The following is a 24,663-nucleotide window of genomic DNA, read 5'->3' as shown; positions in this document are numbered from 1 at the left end:
AGAATTAAAAAATAAATTAAATTATGGCAAAAGGAAACATTAATGTATCGGTAGAGAACATCTTTCCGTTAATTAAAAAATTCTTATACAGCGACCACGAAATATTTTTACGTGAGCTTATTAGTAACGCAACAGATGCAACTTTAAAACTTAAACACTTAACTAATATTGGTGAAGCTAAAGTTGAGTATGGCAATCCTCAAATTGAAGTAAAAATAGACAAAGACGGTAAAAAACTTCATATTATAGATCAAGGTTTAGGTATGACAGCCGAAGAGGTTGAAAAATACATTAACCAAGTAGCCTTTTCTGGAGCTGAAGAATTTTTAGATAAATACAAAGATTCGGCTAAAGATTCTGGAATTATCGGTCATTTTGGTTTAGGTTTTTACTCTGCCTTTATGGTTGCAGAAAAAGTTGAAATCATTACAAAATCGTTTAAAGATGAGCCTGCTGCACATTGGACTTGCGATGGTTCGCCTGAGTTTACTCTAGAAACTGCCGATAAAACCGATAGAGGTACAGAAATCATACTTCATATTGCCGAAGATTCTACAGAATTTCTTGAAGAATCTCGTATTCGTGAGCTATTAAACAAATACAATAAGTTTATGCCTGTGCCAATTAAATTTGGCACTAAAGAAATTAACGACCCAGAGCATGAGCCTGCAACTATTACCGATAAAGACGGTAAAGAAACCAAAGAACCACACAAACAAATTACGGTTGACGATATTATTAACAACCCTAACCCAGCGTGGACAAAGCAACCAACCGATTTAAAAGACGACGATTACAAAAACTTTTATCGCGAGTTGTACCCAATGCAGTTCGAGGAGCCGTTATTTAACATTCACTTAAATGTTGATTATCCATTTAACTTAACTGGTATTTTGTATTTCCCAAAAATGGGACAAGACATGAATATTCAAAAAGATAAAATTCAATTATACCAAAACCAAGTTTTTGTAACCGATAATGTTGAAGGTATTGTACCAGAATTTTTAACCATGTTACGTGGTGTAATCGATTCTCCAGACATTCCGCTAAACGTATCGCGTTCATACTTACAAGCCGATGGTGCTGTAAAAAAGATTTCATCTTACATTACACGTAAAGTAGCCGATAAATTAAAATCGTTATTCAATAGCAATCGTGAAGATTTTGAAGCAAAATGGGACGATATTAAAGTTGTTATTGAATACGGAATGCTTTCCGAAGAAAAATTCTTTGAAAAAGCAGATACTTTCGCACTTTACCCAACGGTTGATGGTAGCTACTACACATACGAAGAATTATTCAATAAAATTAAAGCAAACCAAACCGATAAAGATGATAAATTAGTAATTCTTTACGCTTCAGACAAAGATGCACAACACAGTTACATCGAGTCTGCAAAAGCAAAAGGATACGAAGTTTTATTATTAGATTCTCCAATAGTATCGCACTTAATCCAGAAATTAGAAACATCAAAAGAAAACATATCTTTTGCACGTGTTGATGGTGATCACATCGATAATTTAATTAAGAAAGATGAAAACACTATTTCTAAGTTAGATGACGATCAAAAGAAAACTTTAGAAGAATTATTAAAAGAAGTTGTGCCTTCTGATAAATTTATGGTTCAATTAGAAGCTATGGATAGCGAGGCAAATCCGTTTATAATTACGCAACCAGAATTTATGCGTCGTATGAAAGAAATGCAAGCCACTGGAGGCGGTGGTGGTATGTTTGGCATGGGTAATATGCCCGAAATGTACAACTTAATTGTTAACACCAATAATGCCTTAGTAAACGATATTTTAAACACCGAAGCTAAAGAGGATAAAGAACGCTTAATTAATCAAGGATTAGATTTAGCGCGTTTATCTCAAGGTTTATTAAAAGGTGAAGAACTTACAAACTTTATAAAACGTAGCTACGCTATGATAAAGTAAAACTGCTTGCAATTTAATTCTTAAAAAGGCGCTCTAAAAGATCATTGTGTATTTTAGAGCGTCTTTTTTATTTACACAAAATTTTAACCGACGCCCATTAACAATACATACATCTTATTATATTTACCGCTAAAATTTTAAATATGAAAAATACGTTATTAGCCTTAGCCTTAATAGTTCCATTAATATTTACGGCTTGTAAAAACGACGACACTGTAGATTATAGAGCTCAAAACGATGAAGACATTCAAAATTACATTGCCGAAAATAGCCTAAATGCTGTAAAAACCGATTCGGGTTTGTACTATGTTATTAACGAACAAGGCTCTGGCGAACAACCAACTTATACAAGCAACGTAACTGTAGCTTACAAAGGCTATTTTTTAAATGGCAGCGTTTTCGACGAAAGTAGTGAAAGCGGTGTTTCGTTTAACTTACAGCAAGTAATTGCTGGTTGGACCGAAGGTATTACTTATTTTAAAGAAGGCGGTAGCGGTATACTTTTAATTCCTGCGCATTTAGGGTACGGTAATAGTAGTTACGCCGGTATTCCTGGAGGTTCTGTACTAATTTTTGATATTAACTTAATTTCGGTTAATGAATAAAGTCTAAGCAATTTTACAAAACATAAAAGTCGTTCTTAATTTAGGAGCGACTTTTTTTATTATATTAGTTTAACAAACTATTTTTCAGATATTTATTTAAAACCTACTTAAAAAATGAAAAAACTCCTATTAGTTGTCCTAATTATATTACAAACTGCATGCTCTAAAAGTGATAACGGCGGTACAGAAGAAGAACAAGAAGACGATGACACCCCAGTTACAGAAGTTATTGATATTCCAACCTCAACTGTAGATTTCGAGAATACTGAAAATTGGGTAATCCATCCTGAAAAAACAACTATTTTACCTTTTTACAATTTAGATATTGCGGTAATTGATGAAAATTTAAATATTGAAGAAACCATTGCAGTAGAAAATAATGCCACCATAAATACAGGAATCGATGTGTTTTGGGTTCACCCAACAATATTAACTACTGCACAAAGTGCTTTTACCCCTCAAAATATCCCTATAGACGAGCAAGATAAATTATTAATTAACCTAACCATAATTGCTCAGGGTGGTTTATTAGCAAAATACGGTCGTGTTTTTGCGCCGCATTATCGCCAATCGTCTGGTAAAACCTACGACGAAACAACCGACAAGGAAGAACAAGCCAATATTATTGCAACCTCTTATAGCGATGTAAAAGCAGCATTTTTAGAGTATTTAAACAATTACAATAACGGCAATAAAATAATAATTGCAGGCCATTCGCAAGGATCGTATTTATTGGGTATGTTATTGCGTGATGTATTCGATGAAAACCCAACGCTTCGCGACCAATTAGTGGTAGCAGCCTTAGCCGGCATGGGATATGTTTATGCCGAAGAAGGTCTATATAAAGGCGGTTGGTGGGAAAACATTCCGTTATGTACCACAACAAACGAATGTGGCTGTATTAGCAATTGGGCCGCTTTTGATGAAGCTCAAGATATTCCAGATATTAACCCTGGTTTGCCCGAATTTAATCCGTATTTAATTAATAGCGGATTGGTTTACAGAGCTTTTAATGAAACCGAAGACTGGTTTGTTCAAGATTTTAGTTATTACGGCGAAACTGCCACAAATTTAGATTATTACATAACACCAGATAGCGGTTACGATTATGCCGACGATGCAAATTTTATAGCCTTCAATAATTTTTACACCGCCAGACAACGCCGTGAAGCAAATCAAAAAGTGGTATTAAGCATAGATTTCGCAGCACAACCCAACGACCAGCGTCCTAACGAGCTAGAAGACGAACAAGACCATATTAACTACTCGAATTGGGGTTATCACACCAAAGATTACCATATTTATTTATGGGCTTTAATGTCGCAAATTGATGAGAAATTGGAGCATTGTAATTAGTTATACCTTTTAAAAAATTTTGGTATTCACTTAATTCATAGGCGTTTCGCATCTCCGCAATTGATATTTCCTGTTGATGAAAGATTGTGAACCATCTAGTTTAGAAGCTGAATAAAATATCCAAACTTTGTCGTTACCAATATATGCTTCCGGTTCGGATACGTTTAAAGTACTATCAAAATCACTTAATAACCACATTTGTTGATTTTGGTTGTCTATTGTCGTTAACCAAATTTCACCAGGTCGATTAAATGCCGTTTGGGAAAAATTATTGCCGTCTTCATTGATTTGAAATGCTGAATACATCTCATTATTAAAAATAAAAGGTTCGTGAGATTGGTTTAAGGCAGGTGTTTCAAGATTTACCGAAGTTGGTGTAATTATTTCATTTTGAACGAACATAGATTCGAAAGATGTTCTTTTATAAATATATGCAGTGTTTGTCGCATTAAAACCACTTAAAAAATACTGATTTCCATTTAACGTGTTTAAAATTGTATTACCATCTACTTTATTGGCTATATCATTTGTTACAGGAACAGCAGCAGCAGTTGGGTTTAGTGCATTAAATTGTTTTGCTTGCACAACTCCATTGGCATCTTTATAACCATAAGTGATATAGAAACTTCCTTTTATCCATCTTGGAACAATAACATCCATAGGAACTATTAATGGGTATATGCTTGGTTGTTCTTCTATTAAATAATCATTTGTTGGATTGTCCAAATCAAGAAATCTTAATTGAAATTTCGTGTTTTGAGGATAATTTGCAGAAAACCCATTAATGACATCATTTAAAATATAAAGAACAAATCTTTTGTTTTCGTCAGGAAGTTGTGAAGGATAAAATACTCTTCGTTTATTTTCAATAGGTGCTGCAATATCTGTAACCGTTGCAGAAGTTGGGCTTGTTGGTCGTATCATTTTTATTTGCCCTGAAGTTGTAGCACCAACATAAAAAACACCTAAATTATCAATTCCCCAATCTGCAGGACGTGCATAAATATTTGAGGTAAAAGGACTATATCCTTTTCCATCTTCAGGAATTAAATCTCCTGTATTTGGGTTTATACCCCATTGCCAGACTTTTCCAGATACACCATTTATCGTATCAAGTTCTATCCAAATCATATAATTATCCCTAGGCGAAATTTCGGGATTAACATAGTTTACGGAAAAATCCCCAACTCTTATATCGTTTTCAGAATCGGGATAATCAATCGCAGTATTATCATCTGTTTTTGAGCACTGTACGAAAAGCAAGCTAATCATAAAAAGTAATACCGTCTGTCTCATAGATTATTTTTTTATTTGACAGTATTTTTTTCGGAAGGTTTAATTAACTCACCTACAACACAATAATAAAACCTACCCCAAACTAGCCAAACTAGTCTTTAACGTTTCAATTTTAGCTAAAGCATCGGCTTCTTTCTTTTTCTCGCTAGCTACAACTTGCTCTGGTGCATTATTTACAAAACGCTCGTTTGATAGTTTTTTCTGCACCGATTTTAAAAACCCTTCGGTGTAATTTAACTCTTCGGTTAGTTTTTTAATTTCAGCTTCAACATCAATTGCGCCTACCATTGGTACAAAATATTCGTTCGATTTTACTCTAAACGTTAATGCTCCTTCAACGGCTTCATCTACATAATCAATAGCTTCTAAATTACCCATTTTAGTAATTATAGCATCGAAAGTTGTGGATGACTTTTCGTTGTTTATAACAGAAAAACCAATCGTATCTTTAAAAGCAATGTTCTTTTCTTTTCTAATGGTTCGAATACCCGAAATCACTTCCGAAGCAAAATCAAATTCAGAAATCAAAGTTTCGTTAATTGGTTTAGCTGCTGGCCAACTGGCTACAATTAAAGCTTCTTCTGGTGTGCGGTCTTTTATGTAATGCCATAAATCTTCAGTTAAAAATGGCATAAACGGATGTACAATTTTTAAATTATCTTCAAAAATAGCAATAATCGCATTATAAGTTTTAGCATCAATAGGTTGTTGGTACGCTGGCTTTACCATTTCTAGTAACCAACCACAAAAATCATCGTAAATTAATTTATAAATTGCCATTAAAGCATCGCTTAAACGGTATTTACTAAAATGATCTTCTATTTCGATTAATGCTTTTTGGAATTTAGATTCGTACCAAGAAATAGCTATTTTGCTTGCTTCTGGTTGTTCTATGCTTTCCGAAACTTCCCAACCATCAACTAAACGGTAAGCATTCCAAATTTTGTTACCAAAACCTTTACCTTGTTGACATAGAGACTCATCGAACAACAAATCGTTTCCTGCTGCGCTACTTAATAGTAAACCAACACGAACACCATCTGCACTGTATTCTTCTATAAGTTTTAAAGCATCGGGCGAGTTTCCTAAAGATTTACTCATTTTACGACGCTGCTTATCGCGAACTAAACCGGTTAAATACACATTTTTAAATGGCATTTCTCCTTTATATTCGTATCCAGCAATTATCATACGAGCTACCCAGAAGAATAAAATATCTGGACCTGTAACTAAATCGTTTGTTGGGTAATAGTATTTTATATCGTCGTTTTCTGGGTTACGAATACCATCGAAAACCGACATTGGCCATAACCATGACGAGAACCAAGTGTCTAAAGCATCGGTTTCTTGACGTAAGTCGTCTGCTGTAATTGGCTTCTCGACTGCGCTCGAAGTGACATTAAGTTTTTCATTTGCCAACTTAACCGCTTCTTCGATAGTTTCGGCTACTACAAAGTCTTCTTTTCCTTCACCGTAATAGTAAGCTGGAATTTGTTGTCCCCAAAGTAATTGGCGCGAAATATTCCAATCGCGGATGTTTTCCATCCAGTGGCGATAGGTATTTTCAAATTTTTTAGGAAATAATTGGATATCGTTATTTTCGCCTAAAACCGCTTCTATTGCTGGTTTTACAAGTTCTTCCATTTTTAAAAACCACTGATCGCTTAATCTAGGCTCGATTACAGCCTTTGTACGTTCTGAGGTTCCTACTTTATTTATATGTGTTTCTGTTTTTACTAAAACACCAATATTTTCTAGTTCTTTGGCAACAGATTTTCGAGCCACAAAACGATCTTGACCTTCAAATTGTAAACCGTAACTATTTAATGTAGCATCTTCATGAAAAATATCGATAACCTCAAGATTGTGTTTGTCGCCAAGGTTTTTATCGTTTTCGTCGTGTGCTGGTGTTACTTTTAAACAACCTGTACCAAACTCGAGATCTACATATTCATCTTCTATAATTGGAATAACACGGTTACAAATTGGCACAATGGCCTTTTTTCCACGTAAGTGCGTAAAACGTTCGTCTTCTGGGTTAATACAAATAGCGGTATCGCCAAAAATAGTTTCAGGACGTGTAGTGGCAATAGTTAAGGTATCGTCGCTACCTTCAATTTTATAATTAATATAGTACAGATTACCTTGACGCTCTTCGTGAATTACTTCCTCGTCCGATAATGTTGTTTTTGCCTCAGGATCCCAGTTTACCATTCGATAACCACGGTAAATTAAGCCTTTGTTGTATAAATCTACAAACACTTTTATTACGGCTTCGCTCATATCGTCGTCCATAGTAAATTTGGTACGATCCCAATCGCAAGAACATCCTAGTTTTTTTAATTGTTCAAGTATAACGCCACCGTATTCATGCGTCCAATCCCAGGCGTGTTTTAAAAACTCATCGCGAGATAAATCGTTTTTATCTATACCTTGCTCCTTTAATCTGGCCACAACTTTTGCTTCGGTAGCAATAGATGCGTGATCTGTACCCGGAACCCAACAGGCATTTTTACCTTGTAAACGTGCACGACGAATTAATACATCTTGAATGGTATTATTCAACATATGCCCCATGTGAAGAATTCCTGTAACGTTTGGTGGCGGAATTACAATAGTATACGGCTCTCTCTCATCTGGTTCTGAATGAAAGTAATTATGTGTCATCCAGTAGTCGTACCACTTGTTTTCTACCTGTTGTGCATCGTATTTTGATGGAATACTCATCTTTGGAATAGTTTTTGAATAATAATTGGCAAAAGTACTTATATTTCTTGTTTTGTAAAAGTCTTATTCAGCTTTAATACGAGCTTAATTTTATAACTGGCAACAATAAAGAATGTACTTTCAACTTTGTTAAATATGTTAATAAAGGTGTAATACATCTATATTTTTTGTAGGTTGTGGAAAAAGTAAGTATGTTTGACGAAGTTTTTTATGAAAATGAAATACATATTCACCCTGAAACTATAATTAAAAAAGGGTAATTAATTTGAAATAAATACTAAAATTATGAAACATTTAATTACAATCTTATTTGTTGGGTTATTCAGTTTTGCTGTGAATGCTCAAGCTAAAATTGAATTTAAGACCGAAACTATAGATTATGGTACTATTGAAAAAGGTGCCGATGGTGTAAGAGTTTTTGAATTTACTAACACAGGTAATGAGCCTTTAGTTATTACTAAGGTATCTTCTAGCTGTGGATGTACAATCCCTAAAAAACCAAAAGATCCTATTTTACCAGGTAAAACTGGAGAAATTGAAGTTAAATACGACACAAACCGTGTTAACCCAATTAGAAAAACAATTACAGTACAGTCTAACGCTGAAACGCCAACTGTAGCTTTAAAAATTAAAGGGGAAGTTATAGACCCAAGTAAAGCTAGTGTTTTAGAGAAAAAAGACAAAAGCATCGTTCAACAATAATCTTTTTTAAAGATTACTCGATAAAAAAGCCCAAGCAAATGCTTGGGCTTTTTAATTTTAATAAGGCGACTTTAATTTAAACTCGAAATTTAAAATTACACCTCTACGCTCCACTGTTATTTGTATACGTTTACCAATATCATCATAAAACATATACATAAGATCTTGTAACTTGTAACGATGAGTTTCCTTATTATTAATACTTAACACCATATCTCCTATTTTTAAACCAGCTAAAGCAGCTGGCGAATCGTTGCGAAGCTCTACAATAACAAAGGCCGGCTTTAACGAATAGGTATATTTTGGATCTATTACAATAGTATTCTTGTTTGCCCCTCCAGGATTATTACCTGGAGCTGCTATTATATTACCTTGATCTAACTCTCTAATTATGCGCACACCATTGTGGGCAAGTTCAATACCACTACGATTGTATTTAAATTTTTCTTTAAAAAAGCCATTTTTCTTTAAAGTTATGAACCCCGTAGGATAATCAAAAACCACGTTAAATCGCTTTAAAATGTTACCAGATAAACTACCATTTCTTGCTTTATTGTGTTTTGCCTTAACTACAGAACTTGAATCTGGGTATGCTACATTTACTTTACTAAAATAAAAACTTTTTAAATAAAAAGCATCAACTTTAGACCGCTTACCAAATACACTTCCGCTAAGGCCATGTCCTAAAAAATCATAAAAAAAATGGTTACCAGAGTGAATACCAACTTCATCTTCTTCAAATAACCAAAGCGCATCACTTCCTCCAGAATCTATAAGTAATTTTACAGGTATTTTTATTTTATCTAGCTCAACTTCAGCATTTATATATGGTTTGTTATTATAAAATTCTAAATGAATTTTTTCGCTATTTTTCTTCTTCTTATATTTATAAAATTCTGGTTCTGTTAACCTTATAAATTTTCTGGAATAATTAATTTCTACGGTTAAATCTTTAAACAAATCGTAACCAATAATACCATGAACAGGTATTCCTAACCTGGGAGCTAAATTTAAATCGGCATCATAAACCGCATAAAAATCTTGATTTAATTTAATTGCATCTCCTATTTTAATTACATTATTTGTAGATTTTGTTGCTTTAATAGGTTCTCCATCGCCAAACCCCATGAGCTCAATTGTTTCTGTATTCTGTAGCTTTAAACTATCTTCTACATGTAATAAATTAAAAATAATAGGCTTACTCACTCCGGTATCTAGCAAAAAGGATAATTTCACATTGTTAACTTCAACAGGAATAATAACAAGGTTATTTATTAGTTTAAATTGTATTTTATGAGATTTTTTGCCATTTAAAACCTTAAAACTATCCTGAGCATAACTTACAATACCTACATAAAAAAAAAGGACAAAGAACAAGCAGGATTTCATGACAATTACAATTTAGTTGGTTTCTTAAATTTAACAAACTTTCCGTTTTTGTCGCAATAATTATGCCGATCTTTTAAAATAATTTTAAAATAATTTTCTCAACTTTGCCGCTTAAATATTTTTTGATGCCAAAAATTTCTACAAAAGGGCGTTTAATGCCCGAGTCGCCTATACGTAAACTTGTACCTTTTGCCGAAAAAGCAATAGAGCAAGGAAAGTATATTTATCATTTAAATATTGGGCAACCCGACATTAAAACCCCTCAAAATGTATTAGATGCTGTAAAAAATAATTCGGTGGAAATTTTGTCTTACTCCAGATCTGAAGGCATAAATTCATATCGCCAAAAACTAGCTAAATACTACCAAGACACTAATATTAATGTAAGCGATAAAGATATTATTGTAACCACCGGGGCTAGCGAAGCTTTAATATTTTTATTTAGCAGTATTATGGATCCTGGAGACGAGGTTATTATTGCCGAACCTTTTTACGCTAATTATATTGCTTTTTCTACGGCTACCGGAGTTAAAGTTGTACCTGCAGTATGTAATATTGAAGACAATTTTGCTTTACCAAATATTGAAGTTTTTGAAAAATTAATAACTCCACAAACAAAAGCGATTCTTATTTGTAACCCTGGCAATCCAACAGGTTATTTATATTCTGAGGAAGAAATTCGAAAATTATCTAATTTAGCATTACGAAATGATTTATTTTTAGTAGCCGATGAAGTATATCGTGAATTTGTATACGATGGTGAAAAACATTTTTCTATACTAGAAGTAGAAGGCATGGACGAACATGCTGTTATAATAGATTCGGTTTCTAAACGTTACAGTATGTGTGGCGCACGTATAGGTAGTTTAGTTTCAAAAAATAAAACCGTTATGTCTACGGTTTTAAAATTTGCTCAAGCCCGTTTAAGTCCGCCAACATATGCACAAATTGCTAGTGAAGCCGCTCTTGACACACCTAAAAGCTATTTTACTGAGGTAAATGCAGAATACTTAAGTCGTCGCAATACATTAATTAAAGCTTTAAAAGGTATTGAAGGCGTTAAAGTTGCCAAGCCTAAAGGAGCGTTTTATTGCATTGCTGAATTACCAATAAACGACGCTGATCATTTTGCGCAATGGCTTCTTGAAGATTTTGATCTGGATGGAGAAACCATTATGGTAGCTCCGGCCTCTGGTTTTTATTCAACACCCTTAGTTGGAAAAAACCAAGTAAGAATTGCTTATGTGCTTAATAAAGAAAGCCTATTAAAAGCTACTAATATTTTAAAAGAAGCCTTAAAAGTTTACAACAACTAGTGCAAATACAACAAAACATATCTTTAAAACCCTATAACACTTTTGGAATTGATATGGTTGCAAATCATTTTGTTTCTGTAAATTCCATTGATGATTTAAAACAAGTATTATCATTAAAAGAGTATAAAAACCGATTAGTTTTGGGCGGTGGAAGCAATTTGTTACTAACTAAAGACTTTGCTGGAATAGTAATTCATGTAAATTTAAAAGGCATTGAAATTGTTTCACAAACCGACGACTTTGTATATGTAAAAGCACAAGCAGGCGAAAATTGGCACAATTTTGTACTTTGGTGCATTGAAAATAATTTTGGCGGAATTGAAAACCTTTCCCTTATACCCGGCAATGTTGGCACTGCGCCTATTCAAAACATTGGAGCTTATGGAGTAGAATTGAAAGATTGTTTTGAGTCTTGTGAAACCATTTCAATAAATAATCTTCAAAAAAACACGTTTTCCAAAGCGGAATGTAAATTTGGTTACAGAAACTCTATTTTTAAACAAGAAGCTAAAGGCAAACATATAATTACCTCTGTTATTTTTAAATTAAGTAAACAAAACCACAAACTTAACATTAATTATGGTACTATTGCTGCAGAGCTTGAAAGCATGCAGATAAAAACTCCTACTATTCAAAGTATTTCTAAAGCCGTAATCGCTATTCGAGAAAGCAAGTTACCAAATCCAAAAGACATAGGTAATAGCGGAAGCTTTTTTAAAAACCCTGTAATAAATAAAAGTGAGTTTAATAAACTATCCTCTAATTTTAATAATGTACCCAATTACCCTGTTAGCGACACCGAAATTAAAATACCTGCAGGATGGCTTATAGAACAAGCCGGATTTAAAGGTAAACGTTTTAAAAATTACGGCGTGCATACCAAACAAGCTTTAGTTCTTGTTAATTATGGAGGTGCTTCTGGTAACGATATTTTAAACCTCTCTAAATTAATACAAAACACCGTTCAACGAATTTTTAACATTTCTATTGAAGCCGAAGTAAATATTATTTAATTTCGGATAAATTTCTAAATTTGAAAATTAAAACATTTAACAACCAGCCATAAATTGATTGCTCCCATAGAAAAAGAAATTGTTGCCCTTTTACAGCAAGGCGATAAAAAAGCTATTAGTTTGTTATACGAAAACTACGCTGACGCCCTTTATGGCGTTATAAAAAAAGTAATAACAGATGATGATACGGCGCAAGATGTATTACAAGAAAGCTTTGTAAAAATATGGCGCTATGCCAAAAAATACGATCCTAACAAAGCAAAACTTTTTACATGGTTGTATCGTATATCTTATAACTGTGCCATAGATAAAGTTAGGAACATCAAAAATAAATCTGGCAAAGAAGTCCAAATTGAAACCTCAAACGTATATAAAGTATCGTCAACAGAGTTAAACCAAGACGTCCTAGATATAAAAAAGCATTTAAGCAGTTTAGACGAAAAGTATCAAATAGTTTTAAATGCCTTGTTTTTTGAAGGTATGACGCAGCAAGAAGCTAGCGACGAATTAAATATTCCGTTAGGAACCATAAAATCAAGATTAAAAATTGGGTTACGCGAATTGAAAAAAATTTACAACCCCTAATTAATTAAGTCATGAATGAGAAAATAATTACTTTCTTAAATTCTGGCCTATTAGACAAATATCTAATTGGTAATACTACTTCTGAAGAGACAATAATGGTAGAATCTTACATTGCAAGATATCCAGAAGTACAGAATGCCTACAACTTATTACAGCACAACCTGGAAGTGGTTGCAAAAAGTAATGCTGTTGAAGCCCCTAAAGGCATCTTAAATAATATTTTAGATGAACTTGATGATAAACCCGTGGTAAAATTAAAACCACAAAAAAACACTAAAAGTTGGTTTAAATTTGGTGTTGCTGCAAGTATTACAGCTATAGCATTTGCAGCTACTTCGTATATATTTTATAATCAAAATTTAAAACTATCTGAAGAAAACCAAGTGGTTGTAGATGAGCTTTTTGATTTACGTAGTGATATTGACAAAAACAATTTAATGTTAGACAATGTTATGCGTCAACTTTTGAAGCTTAATAACCCAGAAACAGAAAAATATATAATAAAAGGAAACGAACGTGCTAAAGATTTAAAAACCGTTGCCTACATTAATCCAAAGGAAAAAACATCAATGATTGATGTGGTTTCATTACCACAATTACCAGAAGAGCAATGTTACCAAATTTGGGCAGAACTACAAGGTAAAATGGTTAGTTTAGGAATTTTAAATGAAGCTGACAGAAAATTAAAAGAAGTACCCTATTTAGAAGACGCTTTAGCTTTAAGCATTACAATAGAACCTAAAGGAGGAAATCAAACCGCCTCTACAGATAACTCTGTAGCAGAAATAGACTTACATTAAATTTAGATTAATAGCAATAATCAAAAATAAAAAATCCCCATTTAAAAAATTAAATGGGGATTTTTTATATCCCGAAAATACTATTGCGTTTAACTAAAACTATTATCTTTGCAAAAATTTATATTCAATGAAACTTCTTTTAATCACTATAGCAATGCTAGGTTTAGGAATAGCAGGAATTGCTATTAAAATTTGGGCAAAAAAGGATGGTAAATTTGCTGGCACCTGCGCTAGCCAAAACCCAATGCTAAACAAAAGTGGTGAAGCCTGTGGGTTTTGTGGTAAAACTCCAGATCAATTTAGCGATTGTAACGAGCCACAACATCAGGAATAAAACCTCATGGCGTTTCTTGATGTTATTTTCTACATTTTTATTATTGTAGTTGGTATTCAAATACTTTTTTATCTTTTTATTTTTTCAAAACTTGCTTTTTTTAAGGAACAAAAACAGACAAAAACCAACATCTCTGTTTCAGTTTTAATTTGTGCTAAAAATGAAGCTGAAAATTTAAAAACTTTTTTACCCTCCATAATCTCTCAAGCGTATTCAAATTTTGAAATTGTTTTAATTAACGATGCTTCAAGCGATAATACTCTGGATGTGATGGAGCATTTTGCCGATACCAACAAAAACATTAAAATAGTAAATGTAGAAAACTACGAAACGTTTTGGGGTAATAAAAAATTTGCCCTTACTATGGGCATAAAAGCAGCCTCTCACGAGCACTTATTATTTACCGATGCAGATTGTAAACCAGCCTCCAAACACTGGATTAGCGAAATGACCTCTCATTTTAACAACCCTAAAACTATTGTTTTAGGATATGGAAAATATAAAACCAAGGACAAATCTTTTTTAAACAAAGTTATCAGATATGAAACCCTGGTAACTGCAATTCATTATTTTTCGTTTGCTAAAATTGGCTTACCTTATATGGGTGTTGGCCGAAATTTAGCTTATACCAAAACAGATTTTTTTAAAGTTAACGGGTTTGCAAACCACATGAAAATAAAATCTGGAGACGATGATTTATTTATAAATCAAATTGCAAATAAAAACAATACCGCTATTTGTATAACACCAAATAGCTTTACAATTTCTGTACCTAAACTTAAATTTAAACATTGGTACAAGCAAAAACGCAGGCATGTAAGCACTGCTAAATATTACAAAATTAAACACAAAATTTTATTGGGTTTAAATTACCTAACACAATTTATGTTTTGGGTTTTATTTATACTATTATCTGCATTACTATTTAACTGGGAATTAGTAATTAGCTTATTTGTTTTAAAGCTGATAACTCAATACATTATAGTTCACAAATCCACAAAAACTTTACATGAAAAAGGCTTAATAGGTTTATTACCCTTTTTAGAAATATTTTTAATTATCGTACAATTAACTATATTTATAAATAATCTTATTTCAAAACCCAACTATTGGAAGTAGAAAACGCCATTAAACTTGCAAAAGCAAACAACCAGAAAGCATTTAATTTTCTTTTAGATAAGTACTGGGATGCTGTATACGGATTTCAGCTAAAGCGAACTCAAAACGAAAACGATGCCGAAGACATAACCATACAAACTTTTTCTAAGGCTTTCGATAAAATTGACACTTATAACAGTAATTATACATTTAAAACATGGTTAATTACTATATCAAAAAATATTCATATCGATTTACTCCGCAAAGAGAAAAACTCTATCAATCAAATCATTTCAAAAAACACTGAGGAAGTCTATAAAGTTCTAGACGAGTCGCCTTCACCTGAAGACAAACTCATAACAGAGCAAAATTTAGCAAAATTACTTCGCGACATAAAAAAACTAAAACCTCATTACCAGAACATTATAAACTTACGCTATTTTCAAGAATTAAGCTATAAAGAAATATCAGCACAGCTTAACGAACCTATAAACAACGTAAAAGTTAAACTACTTCGTGCTAAAAAACTACTGGCAGATATTATTATAAATAAGGCTTAAACCTAAAAACCTTATTACCTTTCCTCCTATACAATTTAACAGAAATACTTTGTATCTTTGTAATCACACTTTTTTTATATGAATACAGAAACAGTTTCAAATATATTGCCAGAGCGCAAACCAAAACCAAAATGGCTTCGTGTAAAACTTCCTACAGGGAAAAAATATACCGAATTACGTGGTCTGGTTGATAAATATAAGCTAAACACTATTTGTACTTCTGGTAGCTGCCCAAATATGGGTGAATGCTGGGGTGAAGGTACTGCCACCTTTATGATTTTAGGAAACGTTTGTACACGCTCTTGCGGATTTTGTGGTGTAAAAACTGGAAGACCAGAAAGCGTTGATTGGGACGAACCTGAAAAAGTAGCGCGCTCAATTAGAATCATGAAAATTAAACACGCTGTTTTAACCAGTGTTGATAGAGATGATTTAAAAGATATGGGAAGTATTATGTGGGCAGAAACCGTTAAGGCTGTTCGCCGCATGAACCCAGAAACCACTATGGAAACATTAATACCCGATTTTCAAGGTATTGAAAAACATATAGATAGAATTATTGATGTGGCTCCAGAGGTTGTATCACACAACATAGAAACCGTTCGTCGTTTAACCCGTGAAGTTAGAATACAAGCACAATACGACCGTAGTATGGGTGTTTTAAAATACTTAAAACAGCAAGGGCAACGCAGAACAAAATCCGGAATAATGCTTGGTTTAGGTGAAACAAAAGAAGAAGTTATTGAAACCCTTCACGACCTTAAAGCTAACGACGTTGATGTAGTAACTATTGGCCAATATTTACAACCAAGTAAAAAACACTTACCCGTACAACGTTTTGTAAACCCAGACGAATTTAAAGAGTATGAAGAAATAGGTTTAAGCCTAGGATTTCGCCATGTTGAAAGTAGTGCATTAGTGCGTTCGTCTTACCATGCTCAAAAACATATTAATTAAAAACAATGATTAATGTTGCCATAAATGGTTTTGGCAGAATAGGCAGGCGTGTTTTTAGACTTCTTCAAGAGTACAACAATATAAACGTTGTTGCCATAAACGATCTAGCTGATGCTAAAACTTTAAGTCATTTATTAAAATACGATAGTGTACATGGAATATTTAACAGTACTATTTCAAGTGAAAACAATAACATTATTGTAAATAACAACACTATTCCGTTATTAAATCATAATCATCCAAAAGAAATAAATTGGCTGCCCTTTAATGTGGATTTTGTAATTGAATCCACAGGTAAATTTAAAACAACTCCAGAATTAAATCATCATCTAAATAATGGTGCAAAACGAGTAATTTTAAGTGTTCCACCAATTGAAGATGATATAAAAACTATTGTTTTAGGAGTTAATAATTATATATTAGATGGCTCTGAAAAAATAATATCTAACGCATCGTGTACCACAAACAACGCAGCCCCAATGTTTGAAGTTATTAATACACTATGTGGTATAAACGAAGCTTATATTACAACAGTACACTCTTACACCACCGACCAAAGTTTACACGACCAACCGCATAGAGATTTACGCCGCTCGAGAGCAGCTAGCCAATCTATTGTGCCAACTACAACCGGAGCAGCTAAAGCACTAACAAAAATTTTTCCAGATTTATCTGAAGTTATTGGAGGTTGTGGCATTCGAGTTCCGGTTATAAACGGCTCTTTAACCGATATAACATTTAATGTAAAGCAAACGGTTAGCATAAACGATGTAAATGAAGCGTTTAAAACAGCATCTCAAGGAAAATTTAAACATATTATTGAATACACCACAGACCCTATTGTATCCATTGATATTATTGGAAATAAACATTCATGTATCTTTGATTCGGAAATGACTTCGGTAATTGGAAATATGGTTAAAATAATAGGTTGGTACGATAATGAAACCGGTTATTCGCAAAGAATCATTGATTTAATTTGTAATTTGCCGTGAAAAAAACACGTTTAATCGGTAAAAAATGTATATTTGTTTTTTTCAAACTCTAAATATGTCTCTTATAAAAGCCTATATTTCAATTATTTTAATGCTTTTATTCGTTTCCAGTTATTCTCAAAACAAAATTGAGAACGACCCTGAAATGACTTTGAATAGCATTAACTACAGAATAAAACAAGCTCAAGAATATTTAGACAATTATAATTACTACAATGCTAAAATAAACTTAGACGAAGCCTTAAATTTAGCAAATAGTATAGATGATAAACAAAGTATAGGTGTAATACATGCTATAAAAGGTAAAATTCAACTAATATTAGGGCAAGAAGATAAAGCTATAAAATCTTTAAGTAAAGCTATAGAAGTACAGCGTATTATAAACGATAATGTTAACCTAGGAAAGTCTTATAAAACTTTTGGAGACATTTATAAAACCAAAGGCGACTACTACCAAGCCTTAGATTCTTATACAGCTGCTAAAACAAAATTTCAAGAAGAAGAATTATACGAAAACCTCACACAAGCGCTTTTAGCTGAGGGACAAACCTATATTGATTTAAATAACTATCGTAAAGCTAGATCTATAATTGAACAAGCACTTGTAGAAGCACAAAACATTGATTTTTTACAAGCACAAGGAGAAGCATTAATTAGCCTAAGTGTTATTTACAACAAATTGAGTGAAAATAAAAAAGCCATTCGCTATGCCCAAGATGGTATTAAATTAGCAGAAAACAACAATTTTACAAATTTATTACCTAAAGGCTACTTAGTTTTAAGTAACATATACAACACAGTACGAAACTACAAATCTTCACGAGAATATTTACATGCATATATAACTGTAGCAGATTCTATAAGAAATTTAGAAAATGCTAACTCCTCTATTGCTTTAGAAGCAAAAACACAACTTGCTGATGTTACTAAAGAACTTCAAGATGTGTCTGGAAAATTAAAAAAATCTGAATCTGATAATGACCTAAGTACATTAATTTCTATATTAAGTGTTGCGCTAATAACAATTTTATCGCTTTTAACATTATCACTATACAAAAACAATAACATAAGGCTAAAAACAAACAATATGCTCCATAAAAAAAACTCGGAACTTATTGTAGCTAAAGAAAAAGCAGAATTAGCCTCTAAAACCAAAGCTAATTTTTTATCAACCGTAACTCACGAGTTACGCACACCCCTATATGCGGTTACGGGCATTAGCAACATGCTATTAGATGAAAACCCAAAACCAGAGCAAGTACAACATTTAAAATCATTAAAATTTTCAGGAGATTACTTACTTACTTTTATTAACGACATCCTTCAAATAAATAAAATTGAAGCTAATAAAGTGGATATTGAACCTGAAACGTTTAACCTTAAAAAGAAAATTAACAATATTATACTAGCTTTAAACAATTCTGCACAGGATAATAATGTTAATATTCATTTTGAATATGATCCAGAACTTTCAGAAAACTTTATTGCAGACCAATTAAAAATTTCACAAATATTAATTAATCTCGTAGGTAATTCTATAAAATTCACAAAAAATGGTGATATATGGATACGTGTATACCAAATTGCCCAAAAAGATAAAACATACACCCTTCGATTTGAAGTTGAAGATAACGGAATTGGAATTAGCCAAGAGAAGCAAGACCATATGTTTGAAAGTTTTTCACAAGGCTCAATTCAAATTAATAGAAAATACGGAGGTACAGGCCTAGGCTTATCAATTGTAAAAGGTTTAATAGATATTTTACAAGGTACTATTTATGTAAAAAGTGAATTAGGAAAAGGCACCACTTTCTTTTTTGAAATACCATTAGAATATACAACGGTTGAAGAAGCTGTTGAAAATAAAACAAATTATTTTGATAGTGTAAACACAGAATTCGATCTTACAAAAGTAAAAATATTAGTAGTCGAGGATAATAAAATTAACCAAATGATTACTAAGAAAATTTTAACCAAAATGGGATTAAATTGTGAAATTGTAGATAATGGAGAGGATGCTGTTAGTAAAATTAAAGCGAATAAATTTGATATTGTTTTAATGGATATTCACATGCCTGGAATAAGCGGTATTGAAGCAACAAAAATTGTTCGTAGTTTTGACAAAGAACTTACAATTTACGCGCTTACAGCTGTAACTATTGAAGATAAAATGCAGGAGTTTGAAGAAGCTGGTTTTACAGATATTATACCAAAGCCTTTTAAACAAGAAGAGTTCGAGAAAAAACTTTATAATGCCTTATCCGGAAAAGCTACCGCTTAGCAAAGTTTTTTAATTTACTTACAAATTCTTTTTCTCGATCAAGTTTTACTGTAATAGGTAAATAAAACAACTTTGTTTTTAAAACCCCATACCCTTTTAAACGCATAAAATCTTTTTCGGTAGTAAGTATTAATTGCTCTTTTTGTAATTCGATAATGTCTTCAGCTTTAAAATTATAATGGTCTGAGTAATTTAAATGGTTAAATTTTAAATGTTGACTATTTAAATAATTCACCAGTGGCATTGGATTAGCAATGCCTGTAACTAAAGTGAATTTCTGAGAAATTAATTCTTTTAAAAGTTTTGAAGCATTTTGAGAATAAACCTTATCGGAATACACAATTTCACTAAAAAATACTTCCTGTTTAGCAGTGGGTTTAATTTTATTAATAAAAATTTGTTTATCAGCATCCAATAATTGCTCAGGGCATTTAGTAACAACAATAACATCTGCTCTTTTAGCACCACTTTTAGGCTCGCGTAAATCTCCTGTGGGCAATACAATATTATTGAAATATGGCTTATAATAAGTGGTTAAAAGTATATTAAACCCTGCCTTAACTTTTCGGTGTTGATATGCATCATCAAGTAAAATAATATTGGGAGCTTCAGTTAAATTTAACAAACTTTCAATACCATTTTGTCTGTTTGCATCAACTGCAACCCTAATATCATCTTTAAACTTATTAAAAAACTGAAATGGTTCATCCCCTAAAGTTTTAACCGTAGATTCTGAATTTGCCAATTGAAAACCATCTGTTTCCCTTTTATAACCACGGCTTAATGTAGCAACTTTAAATTCAGTTTTTAAAACATTTATTAAGTACTCAATCATAGGGCTTTTCCCTGTACCTCCAACACTCAAATTCCCTACACATATAACGGGTAAATTATAGCTTTTTGATGATTTTATATTTAAATCATATAACCAATTTCTAAGCCATGTTATAAAAAAATACACAGGAACTACAGGAAAAAGTATGTATCGTAAAAATTTCATTAAACGAAAGTAATTATTTTATATTTGATGTAAAATTTAATTGAATATGATTATACAAGATGTTATAAATCATTTAGAGGCATTCGCACCCTTGGATTACGCTGAAGACTTTGACAATGTTGGCCTTTTAGTTGGCGATAAAAGTACTACTTTAACTGGTATATTAGTAACACTAGATACTCTTGAAGCTGTTGTTGATGAAGCCATTGAGAATAATTGCAATCTTATAGTTAGCTTTCACCCTATTATTTTTAAAGGATTAAAAAAAATTACAGGTAAAAATTATGTAGAACGTACCATATTAAAAGCCATAAAAAACGACATTGCTATTTATGCCATACATACCGCCTTAGATAATGCTTTACAAGGTGTTAATCACAAAATTTGCGATAAATTACAATTAACAAACAAACATATTTTAATACCACAAAATAAAACCATAAAAAAACTTAGTACTTACGTGCCTATTAACGAAGCCAACACGCTAAGAGAAGCCCTTTTTAAAGCAGGAGCCGGAAATATTGGTAACTACTCAAATTGTAGCTTTAATGTTGATGGTTATGGCACATTTAACGGAAACGAAAATGCTAATCCTACAATTGGTATTAAAGGACAAACGCATACCGAAAATGAAACTAAAATAACCATTACTTACGCCAAACATCTTGAAAGTAAAATTTTAAAAGTGCTTTTTAATACACATTCATATGAAGAAGTCGCCTACGAAACCATAACTCTAGAAAATAAAAATCAAAATATTGGTATGGGTATGATTGGCGAATTTGAAACTGCTAAAAATGAAACTGATTTTTTAAATTTTGTAAAAGAAAAGATGAATACTCCATTTTTAAGACATTCATCACTTTTAAATAAAAAAATTAAAAAAGTTGCTGTTTTAGGCGGTTCTGGTAGTTTTGCCATAAGTGCTGCAAAAACAGCTGGAGCAGATGCATTTATAACCGCAGATTTAAAATATCATGACTTTTTTACAGCAGAAAACAATATTTTATTAACAGATATTGGCCATTATGAAAGTGAACAGTACACAAAAAACCTTTTAGTGGCATATCTTACAAAAAAAATTACTAATTTTGCAATCATTTTATCAAAGACAAATACCAATCCTGTTAAGTATTTTTAAAGTATGGCTAAAAAGAAAGAAGCAACTGTAGAAGAGCGTTTAAGAGCACTTTACGATTTACAATTAATAGATTCTCGCATAGACGAAATAAGAAACGTACGTGGTGAATTACCATTAGAAGTTCGCGATTTAGAAGACGAAGTAGCTGGATTAAACATAAGATTAGACAAACTTGTTGCTAGTTTAGAAGTTATAGATAACGATATTTCTAACAAGAAAAACTCAATTGAAGAGTCTAAAGCCTTAATTAAAAAATACGGCGAACAGCAAAAAAATGTTAGAAATAACAGAGAATTCAACTCACTTTCTAAAGAAATTGAGTTTCAAGAACTTGAAATTGAATTAGCTGAAAAGCACATTAAAGAATTTAAATTTCAAATTGAACAGAAAAAAGAAGTTATTGCCGAAACTAAAGAACGCTTAAAAGAGCGTGAAACGCATTTAAAGCATAAAAAAGGTGAATTGGATGCTATTTTAGCTGAAACTGAAAAAGAAGAACAAGCTTTAATTGATAAATCAGCAGAATACAAAGAGCAAATAGAAGCGCGTTTAGTTGCTGCATATACCAGAATTAGAAATAATGTAAAAAACGGATTAGCCGTTGTACCAATTGAAAGAGGTGCTTCTGGAGGATCATTTTTTACAATTCCACCACAAATTCAAGTAGAAATTGCTTCACGTAAAAAAGTAATTACAGACGAGCACAGTGGTAGAATTTTAGTTGACGCTGTTTTAGCTGAAGAACAAAAAGAAAAAATGGAAAAAATGTTTGCAAAACTGTAGTCTAATTTCCTACAAAATAAAAAAAGCCTTCACAATTTATTTGTGAAGGCTTTTTTATTTTAAAAAATCATATCAAATACCGGAAAAACACGGTTATAAAACCCTTATTAAACCTTTACAATTTAAAAATTCAATAATTAATTTTGTAAAACTTTATTAATTCAAGTGTTATTACTTCAGTATCAGAATTAGTCAAAACCTTTAACCAGAACAACCAACCTACTTTTAAAAGCCTTTGTAAACACAAAGGCTTTTTTTTAAATCTATTTTAACATTATAATTGTTAAGTTTAAAAATTAAAAACGTCTATAATAACATGAAAAACATATTTCTCTTATTCGGATTATTTGTATTGTTAAGTTGTAAAAACGATGCACAAAACAAAAAACAAAAAGAAACTTTAGTAGATAAAGAACCTGTGGAGGTTCCATTAAAAAACGGAAAAGCCCGAGCATATTTTGCTAGCGGTTGTTTTTGGTGTGTAGAAGCTATTTATGAAAGTGTAAAAGGCGTAGAAGAATCTATTTCTGGATATTCCGGTGGCCATACTTCAAACCCAACTTACGAGGCTAGTAACACAGGCAGAACAGGTCATGCAGAAGCAGTAGAAATTATTTACGACCCTAACATTGTAAGTTTTGAAACTTTGGTAGACGTTTATTTTGCATCGCAAAATGTAACCCAAGTAAATGGTCAAGGTAACGATCGTGGTTCGCAATATCGGTCAATAATTTTTTATCAAAATAATACACAAAAAGAAATTATTTTAAAGAAAAAGAAAGCTTTAGCCAATAAATTAGGTAAAACAATAGCCGCAGAAGTTTACCCTTTTCAAAAATTTTGGGTCGCTGAAGATTATCATCAAGACTACGAAAAAAAGCATCCAAATCACCCTTATATAAAAGCGGTTTCAATCCCCAGATTAAATCGTTTTAAAACAAAAATGCCAGACGTATTAAAAAATAGTGGGCATTAAAAATAAAGCTTCACAGTTAAAAAAGTATCTTTATAAAAAAGATATTTTTTTAACTTATGAAACACATAATACAAATTACACTTATTTCATTATTACTTTTTAACTGTAAAGAAAAAACAGTTTCAAAACCTTTAAAAACAGCTACAGAAACTAATACTAATGTTTTAACTACCGCTGAAAAAATTGCAAATGCACATGGTTATATAAACTGGAATAATGTAAACGAAATTGCATTTACTTTTGCAGATAGAAGACATTGGTTATGGAACACTAAAACAAACACTGTTAGTCTTTTTACAGAAACCGATACCATAACTTACAATAGGAAAAAAATAGATTCTATTAATGCGAAAACCGACGCTGCATTTACAAACGATAAGTTTTGGTTATTATTTCCGTTTCAATTAGTTTGGGATAAAAATGTAACAATTTCAGAGGCAAAAAATGAAATAGCTCCAATTAGTCAAATTGAACTCCAAAAAATCACATTAACATATCCAAATCAAGGCGGTTATACTCCTGGCGATGCCTACGACATTTACTTTAATAACCAATACATTATTAAAGAGTGGGTATTTAGAAAGCAAAACCAACAAGAAGCCACACTAACCAATACTTTTGAAGATTATAAAGATTTTAATGGCATAAAAATAGCCCAAAGCCATAAAATGGCAGAAGGCGATTGGAATTTAAAATTATCGAATATTGAAATAAAATAAATCATAAAAATTTAATTATAAACGTCTAAGAATTCGTTTTACACGTAAATAAAGTATAAATATTCCGCGTAAGGCGTCTATATATATCAAAGT

Annotated in this window: 22 protein-coding genes; 18 read left to right on the top strand and 4 right to left on the bottom strand. The window is 32.0% G+C overall.

The window, feature by feature from the left end:
• Positions 1 to 23 precede the first annotated feature (23 nt).
• The 3 genes from htpG (at position 24) to LG649_RS08430 (ending at position 3,898) form a co-directional block, all read left to right on the top strand.
• A complete protein-coding gene (gene htpG, locus LG649_RS08440) occupies positions 24 to 1,937 on the top strand; it encodes a molecular chaperone HtpG (RefSeq protein WP_226543278.1) in 1,914 nt (637 codons plus the stop codon).
• Between the two features lie 143 nt (positions 1,938 to 2,080).
• Positions 2,081 to 2,542: an FKBP-type peptidyl-prolyl cis-trans isomerase gene (locus LG649_RS08435; RefSeq protein WP_226543276.1), complete on the top strand. Its 462-nt coding sequence runs from the start codon at positions 2,081 to 2,083 to the stop codon at positions 2,540 to 2,542.
• 114 nt (positions 2,543 to 2,656) lie between these two features.
• Positions 2,657 to 3,898 (top strand): DUF3089 domain-containing protein, encoded by a 1,242-nt coding sequence (locus LG649_RS08430; protein ID WP_226543274.1) that lies wholly within the window; start codon positions 2,657 to 2,659, stop codon positions 3,896 to 3,898.
• Between the two features lie 30 nt (positions 3,899 to 3,928).
• Here the strand turns inward: LG649_RS08430 and LG649_RS08425 are convergent, their stop codons facing one another.
• Positions 3,929 to 5,194, bottom strand: coding sequence for a hypothetical protein (locus LG649_RS08425; protein WP_226543272.1), 1,266 nt, complete (start codon positions 5,192 to 5,194; stop codon positions 3,929 to 3,931).
• Positions 5,195 to 5,266: 72 nt separating this feature from the next.
• On the bottom strand, positions 5,267 to 7,921 hold the full coding sequence (locus LG649_RS08420) for a valine--tRNA ligase (RefSeq protein WP_226543269.1): 2,655 nt from the start codon (positions 7,919 to 7,921) through the stop codon (positions 5,267 to 5,269).
• Between the two features lie 285 nt (positions 7,922 to 8,206).
• On the opposite strand from LG649_RS08420, the gene LG649_RS08415 reads away from it, so the two are divergent.
• On the top strand, positions 8,207 to 8,623 hold the full coding sequence (locus LG649_RS08415) for a DUF1573 domain-containing protein (RefSeq protein ID WP_226543262.1): 417 nt from the start codon (positions 8,207 to 8,209) through the stop codon (positions 8,621 to 8,623).
• Between the two features lie 57 nt (positions 8,624 to 8,680).
• Here the strand turns inward: LG649_RS08415 and LG649_RS08410 are convergent, their stop codons facing one another.
• Complete coding sequence (locus tag LG649_RS08410; protein ID WP_226543260.1) at positions 8,681 to 10,012, bottom strand: aspartyl protease family protein; 1,332 nt, start codon at positions 10,010 to 10,012, stop codon at positions 8,681 to 8,683.
• 125 nt (positions 10,013 to 10,137) lie between these two features.
• Between LG649_RS08410 and LG649_RS08405 the strand changes: the two genes are divergently transcribed.
• The 10 genes from LG649_RS08405 (at position 10,138) to LG649_RS08360 (ending at position 19,951) form a co-directional block, all read left to right on the top strand.
• The gene (locus LG649_RS08405) at positions 10,138 to 11,328 is read left to right on the top strand and encodes a pyridoxal phosphate-dependent aminotransferase (protein WP_226543258.1); all 1,191 of its coding nucleotides are present in this window, start codon (positions 10,138 to 10,140) and stop codon (positions 11,326 to 11,328) included.
• Positions 11,328 to 12,341, top strand: coding sequence for a UDP-N-acetylmuramate dehydrogenase (murB, locus tag LG649_RS08400; protein WP_226543256.1), 1,014 nt, complete (start codon positions 11,328 to 11,330; stop codon positions 12,339 to 12,341). Before LG649_RS08405 ends, murB begins: the two co-directional genes overlap by 1 nt.
• 54 nt (positions 12,342 to 12,395) lie before the next feature.
• Complete coding sequence (locus LG649_RS08395) at positions 12,396 to 12,926, top strand: RNA polymerase sigma factor (RefSeq protein WP_226543254.1); 531 nt, start codon at positions 12,396 to 12,398, stop codon at positions 12,924 to 12,926.
• Positions 12,927 to 12,937: 11 nt separating this feature from the next.
• Entirely contained in the window at positions 12,938 to 13,726 is a 789-nt protein-coding gene (locus LG649_RS08390; RefSeq protein WP_226543252.1) for an anti-sigma factor, read from the top strand.
• Between the two features lie 127 nt (positions 13,727 to 13,853).
• On the top strand, positions 13,854 to 14,060 hold the full coding sequence (locus tag LG649_RS08385; protein ID WP_226543250.1) for a membrane or secreted protein: 207 nt from the start codon (positions 13,854 to 13,856) through the stop codon (positions 14,058 to 14,060).
• A 6-nt stretch (positions 14,061 to 14,066) separates the two neighbouring features.
• Positions 14,067 to 15,179 (top strand): glycosyltransferase, encoded by a 1,113-nt coding sequence (locus LG649_RS08380; protein WP_226543248.1) that lies wholly within the window; start codon positions 14,067 to 14,069, stop codon positions 15,177 to 15,179.
• Positions 15,170 to 15,718, top strand: coding sequence for an RNA polymerase sigma factor (locus LG649_RS08375; protein WP_226543246.1), 549 nt, complete (start codon positions 15,170 to 15,172; stop codon positions 15,716 to 15,718). The genes LG649_RS08380 and LG649_RS08375 overlap by 10 nt, the downstream gene beginning before the upstream one ends.
• A gap of 78 nt (positions 15,719 to 15,796) precedes the next feature.
• Positions 15,797 to 16,675 carry a lipoyl synthase gene (gene lipA, locus LG649_RS08370; RefSeq protein ID WP_226543244.1) on the top strand — a complete coding sequence of 293 codons (879 nt, stop codon included), beginning with the start codon at positions 15,797 to 15,799 and terminating at the stop codon, positions 16,673 to 16,675.
• A 5-nt stretch (positions 16,676 to 16,680) separates the two neighbouring features.
• Positions 16,681 to 17,670 (top strand): type I glyceraldehyde-3-phosphate dehydrogenase, encoded by a 990-nt coding sequence (gap, locus tag LG649_RS08365; protein WP_226543242.1) that lies wholly within the window; start codon positions 16,681 to 16,683, stop codon positions 17,668 to 17,670.
• 55 nt (positions 17,671 to 17,725) lie between these two features.
• Positions 17,726 to 19,951 carry an ATP-binding protein gene (locus tag LG649_RS08360; protein WP_226543240.1) on the top strand — a complete coding sequence of 742 codons (2,226 nt, stop codon included), beginning with the start codon at positions 17,726 to 17,728 and terminating at the stop codon, positions 19,949 to 19,951.
• Here LG649_RS08360 and lpxK read toward each other — a convergent pair.
• On the bottom strand, positions 19,941 to 20,951 hold the full coding sequence (gene lpxK / locus LG649_RS08355) for a tetraacyldisaccharide 4'-kinase (protein ID WP_226543239.1): 1,011 nt from the start codon (positions 20,949 to 20,951) through the stop codon (positions 19,941 to 19,943). The two genes, LG649_RS08360 and lpxK, sit on opposite strands and share 11 nt — an antisense overlap.
• 46 nt (positions 20,952 to 20,997) lie before the next feature.
• Here lpxK and LG649_RS08350 point away from each other — a divergent pair, with 46 nt between their 5' ends.
• From LG649_RS08350 to LG649_RS08335, 4 genes are all read left to right on the top strand, one after another.
• Complete coding sequence (locus tag LG649_RS08350; RefSeq protein WP_226543237.1) at positions 20,998 to 22,092, top strand: Nif3-like dinuclear metal center hexameric protein; 1,095 nt, start codon at positions 20,998 to 21,000, stop codon at positions 22,090 to 22,092.
• A 3-nt stretch (positions 22,093 to 22,095) separates the two neighbouring features.
• The gene (locus tag LG649_RS08345) at positions 22,096 to 22,875 is read left to right on the top strand and encodes a zinc ribbon domain-containing protein (RefSeq protein ID WP_226543228.1); all 780 of its coding nucleotides are present in this window, start codon (positions 22,096 to 22,098) and stop codon (positions 22,873 to 22,875) included.
• A gap of 316 nt (positions 22,876 to 23,191) precedes the next feature.
• A complete protein-coding gene (msrA, locus tag LG649_RS08340) occupies positions 23,192 to 23,851 on the top strand; it encodes a peptide-methionine (S)-S-oxide reductase MsrA (RefSeq protein WP_226543226.1) in 660 nt (219 codons plus the stop codon).
• Between the two features lie 56 nt (positions 23,852 to 23,907).
• Positions 23,908 to 24,570: a hypothetical protein gene (locus LG649_RS08335; RefSeq protein ID WP_226543224.1), complete on the top strand. Its 663-nt coding sequence runs from the start codon at positions 23,908 to 23,910 to the stop codon at positions 24,568 to 24,570.
• The last annotated feature ends 93 nt before the right edge of the window (positions 24,571 to 24,663 follow it).

Origin of the sequence: Neotamlana laminarinivorans, assembly GCF_020523925.1 — a bacterium.
GTDB lineage: Bacteria > Bacteroidota > Bacteroidia > Flavobacteriales > Flavobacteriaceae > Neotamlana > Neotamlana laminarinivorans.
This window is presented reverse-complemented; position numbering and strand designations above follow the sequence as displayed.

Excerpts from the sequence above, each read along its gene's own strand:
- htpG (WP_226543278.1), top strand. The coding sequence starts at position 24 with ATGGCAAAAGGAAACATTAATGTATCGGTAGAGAACATCTTTCCGTTA.
- LG649_RS08435 (WP_226543276.1), top strand. The coding sequence starts at position 2,081 with ATGAAAAATACGTTATTAGCCTTAGCCTTAATAGTTCCATTAATATTT.
- LG649_RS08430 (WP_226543274.1), top strand. The coding sequence starts at position 2,657 with ATGAAAAAACTCCTATTAGTTGTCCTAATTATATTACAAACTGCATGC.
- LG649_RS08425 (WP_226543272.1), bottom strand. The coding sequence starts at position 5,194 with ATGAGACAGACGGTATTACTTTTTATGATTAGCTTGCTTTTCGTACAG.
- LG649_RS08420 (WP_226543269.1), bottom strand. The coding sequence starts at position 7,921 with ATGAGTATTCCATCAAAATACGATGCACAACAGGTAGAAAACAAGTGG.
- LG649_RS08415 (WP_226543262.1), top strand. The coding sequence starts at position 8,207 with ATGAAACATTTAATTACAATCTTATTTGTTGGGTTATTCAGTTTTGCT.
- LG649_RS08410 (WP_226543260.1), bottom strand. The coding sequence starts at position 10,012 with ATGAAATCCTGCTTGTTCTTTGTCCTTTTTTTTTATGTAGGTATTGTA.
- LG649_RS08405 (WP_226543258.1), top strand. The coding sequence starts at position 10,138 with ATGCCAAAAATTTCTACAAAAGGGCGTTTAATGCCCGAGTCGCCTATA.
- LG649_RS08390 (WP_226543252.1), top strand. The coding sequence starts at position 12,938 with ATGAATGAGAAAATAATTACTTTCTTAAATTCTGGCCTATTAGACAAA.
- LG649_RS08385 (WP_226543250.1), top strand. The coding sequence starts at position 13,854 with ATGAAACTTCTTTTAATCACTATAGCAATGCTAGGTTTAGGAATAGCA.
- LG649_RS08380 (WP_226543248.1), top strand. The coding sequence starts at position 14,067 with ATGGCGTTTCTTGATGTTATTTTCTACATTTTTATTATTGTAGTTGGT.
- lipA (WP_226543244.1), top strand. The coding sequence starts at position 15,797 with ATGAATACAGAAACAGTTTCAAATATATTGCCAGAGCGCAAACCAAAA.
- gap (WP_226543242.1), top strand. The coding sequence starts at position 16,681 with ATGATTAATGTTGCCATAAATGGTTTTGGCAGAATAGGCAGGCGTGTT.
- LG649_RS08360 (WP_226543240.1), top strand. The coding sequence starts at position 17,726 with ATGTCTCTTATAAAAGCCTATATTTCAATTATTTTAATGCTTTTATTC.
- lpxK (WP_226543239.1), bottom strand. The coding sequence starts at position 20,951 with ATGAAATTTTTACGATACATACTTTTTCCTGTAGTTCCTGTGTATTTT.
- LG649_RS08350 (WP_226543237.1), top strand. The coding sequence starts at position 20,998 with ATGATTATACAAGATGTTATAAATCATTTAGAGGCATTCGCACCCTTG.
- LG649_RS08345 (WP_226543228.1), top strand. The coding sequence starts at position 22,096 with ATGGCTAAAAAGAAAGAAGCAACTGTAGAAGAGCGTTTAAGAGCACTT.
- msrA (WP_226543226.1), top strand. The coding sequence starts at position 23,192 with ATGAAAAACATATTTCTCTTATTCGGATTATTTGTATTGTTAAGTTGT.
- LG649_RS08335 (WP_226543224.1), top strand. The coding sequence starts at position 23,908 with ATGAAACACATAATACAAATTACACTTATTTCATTATTACTTTTTAAC.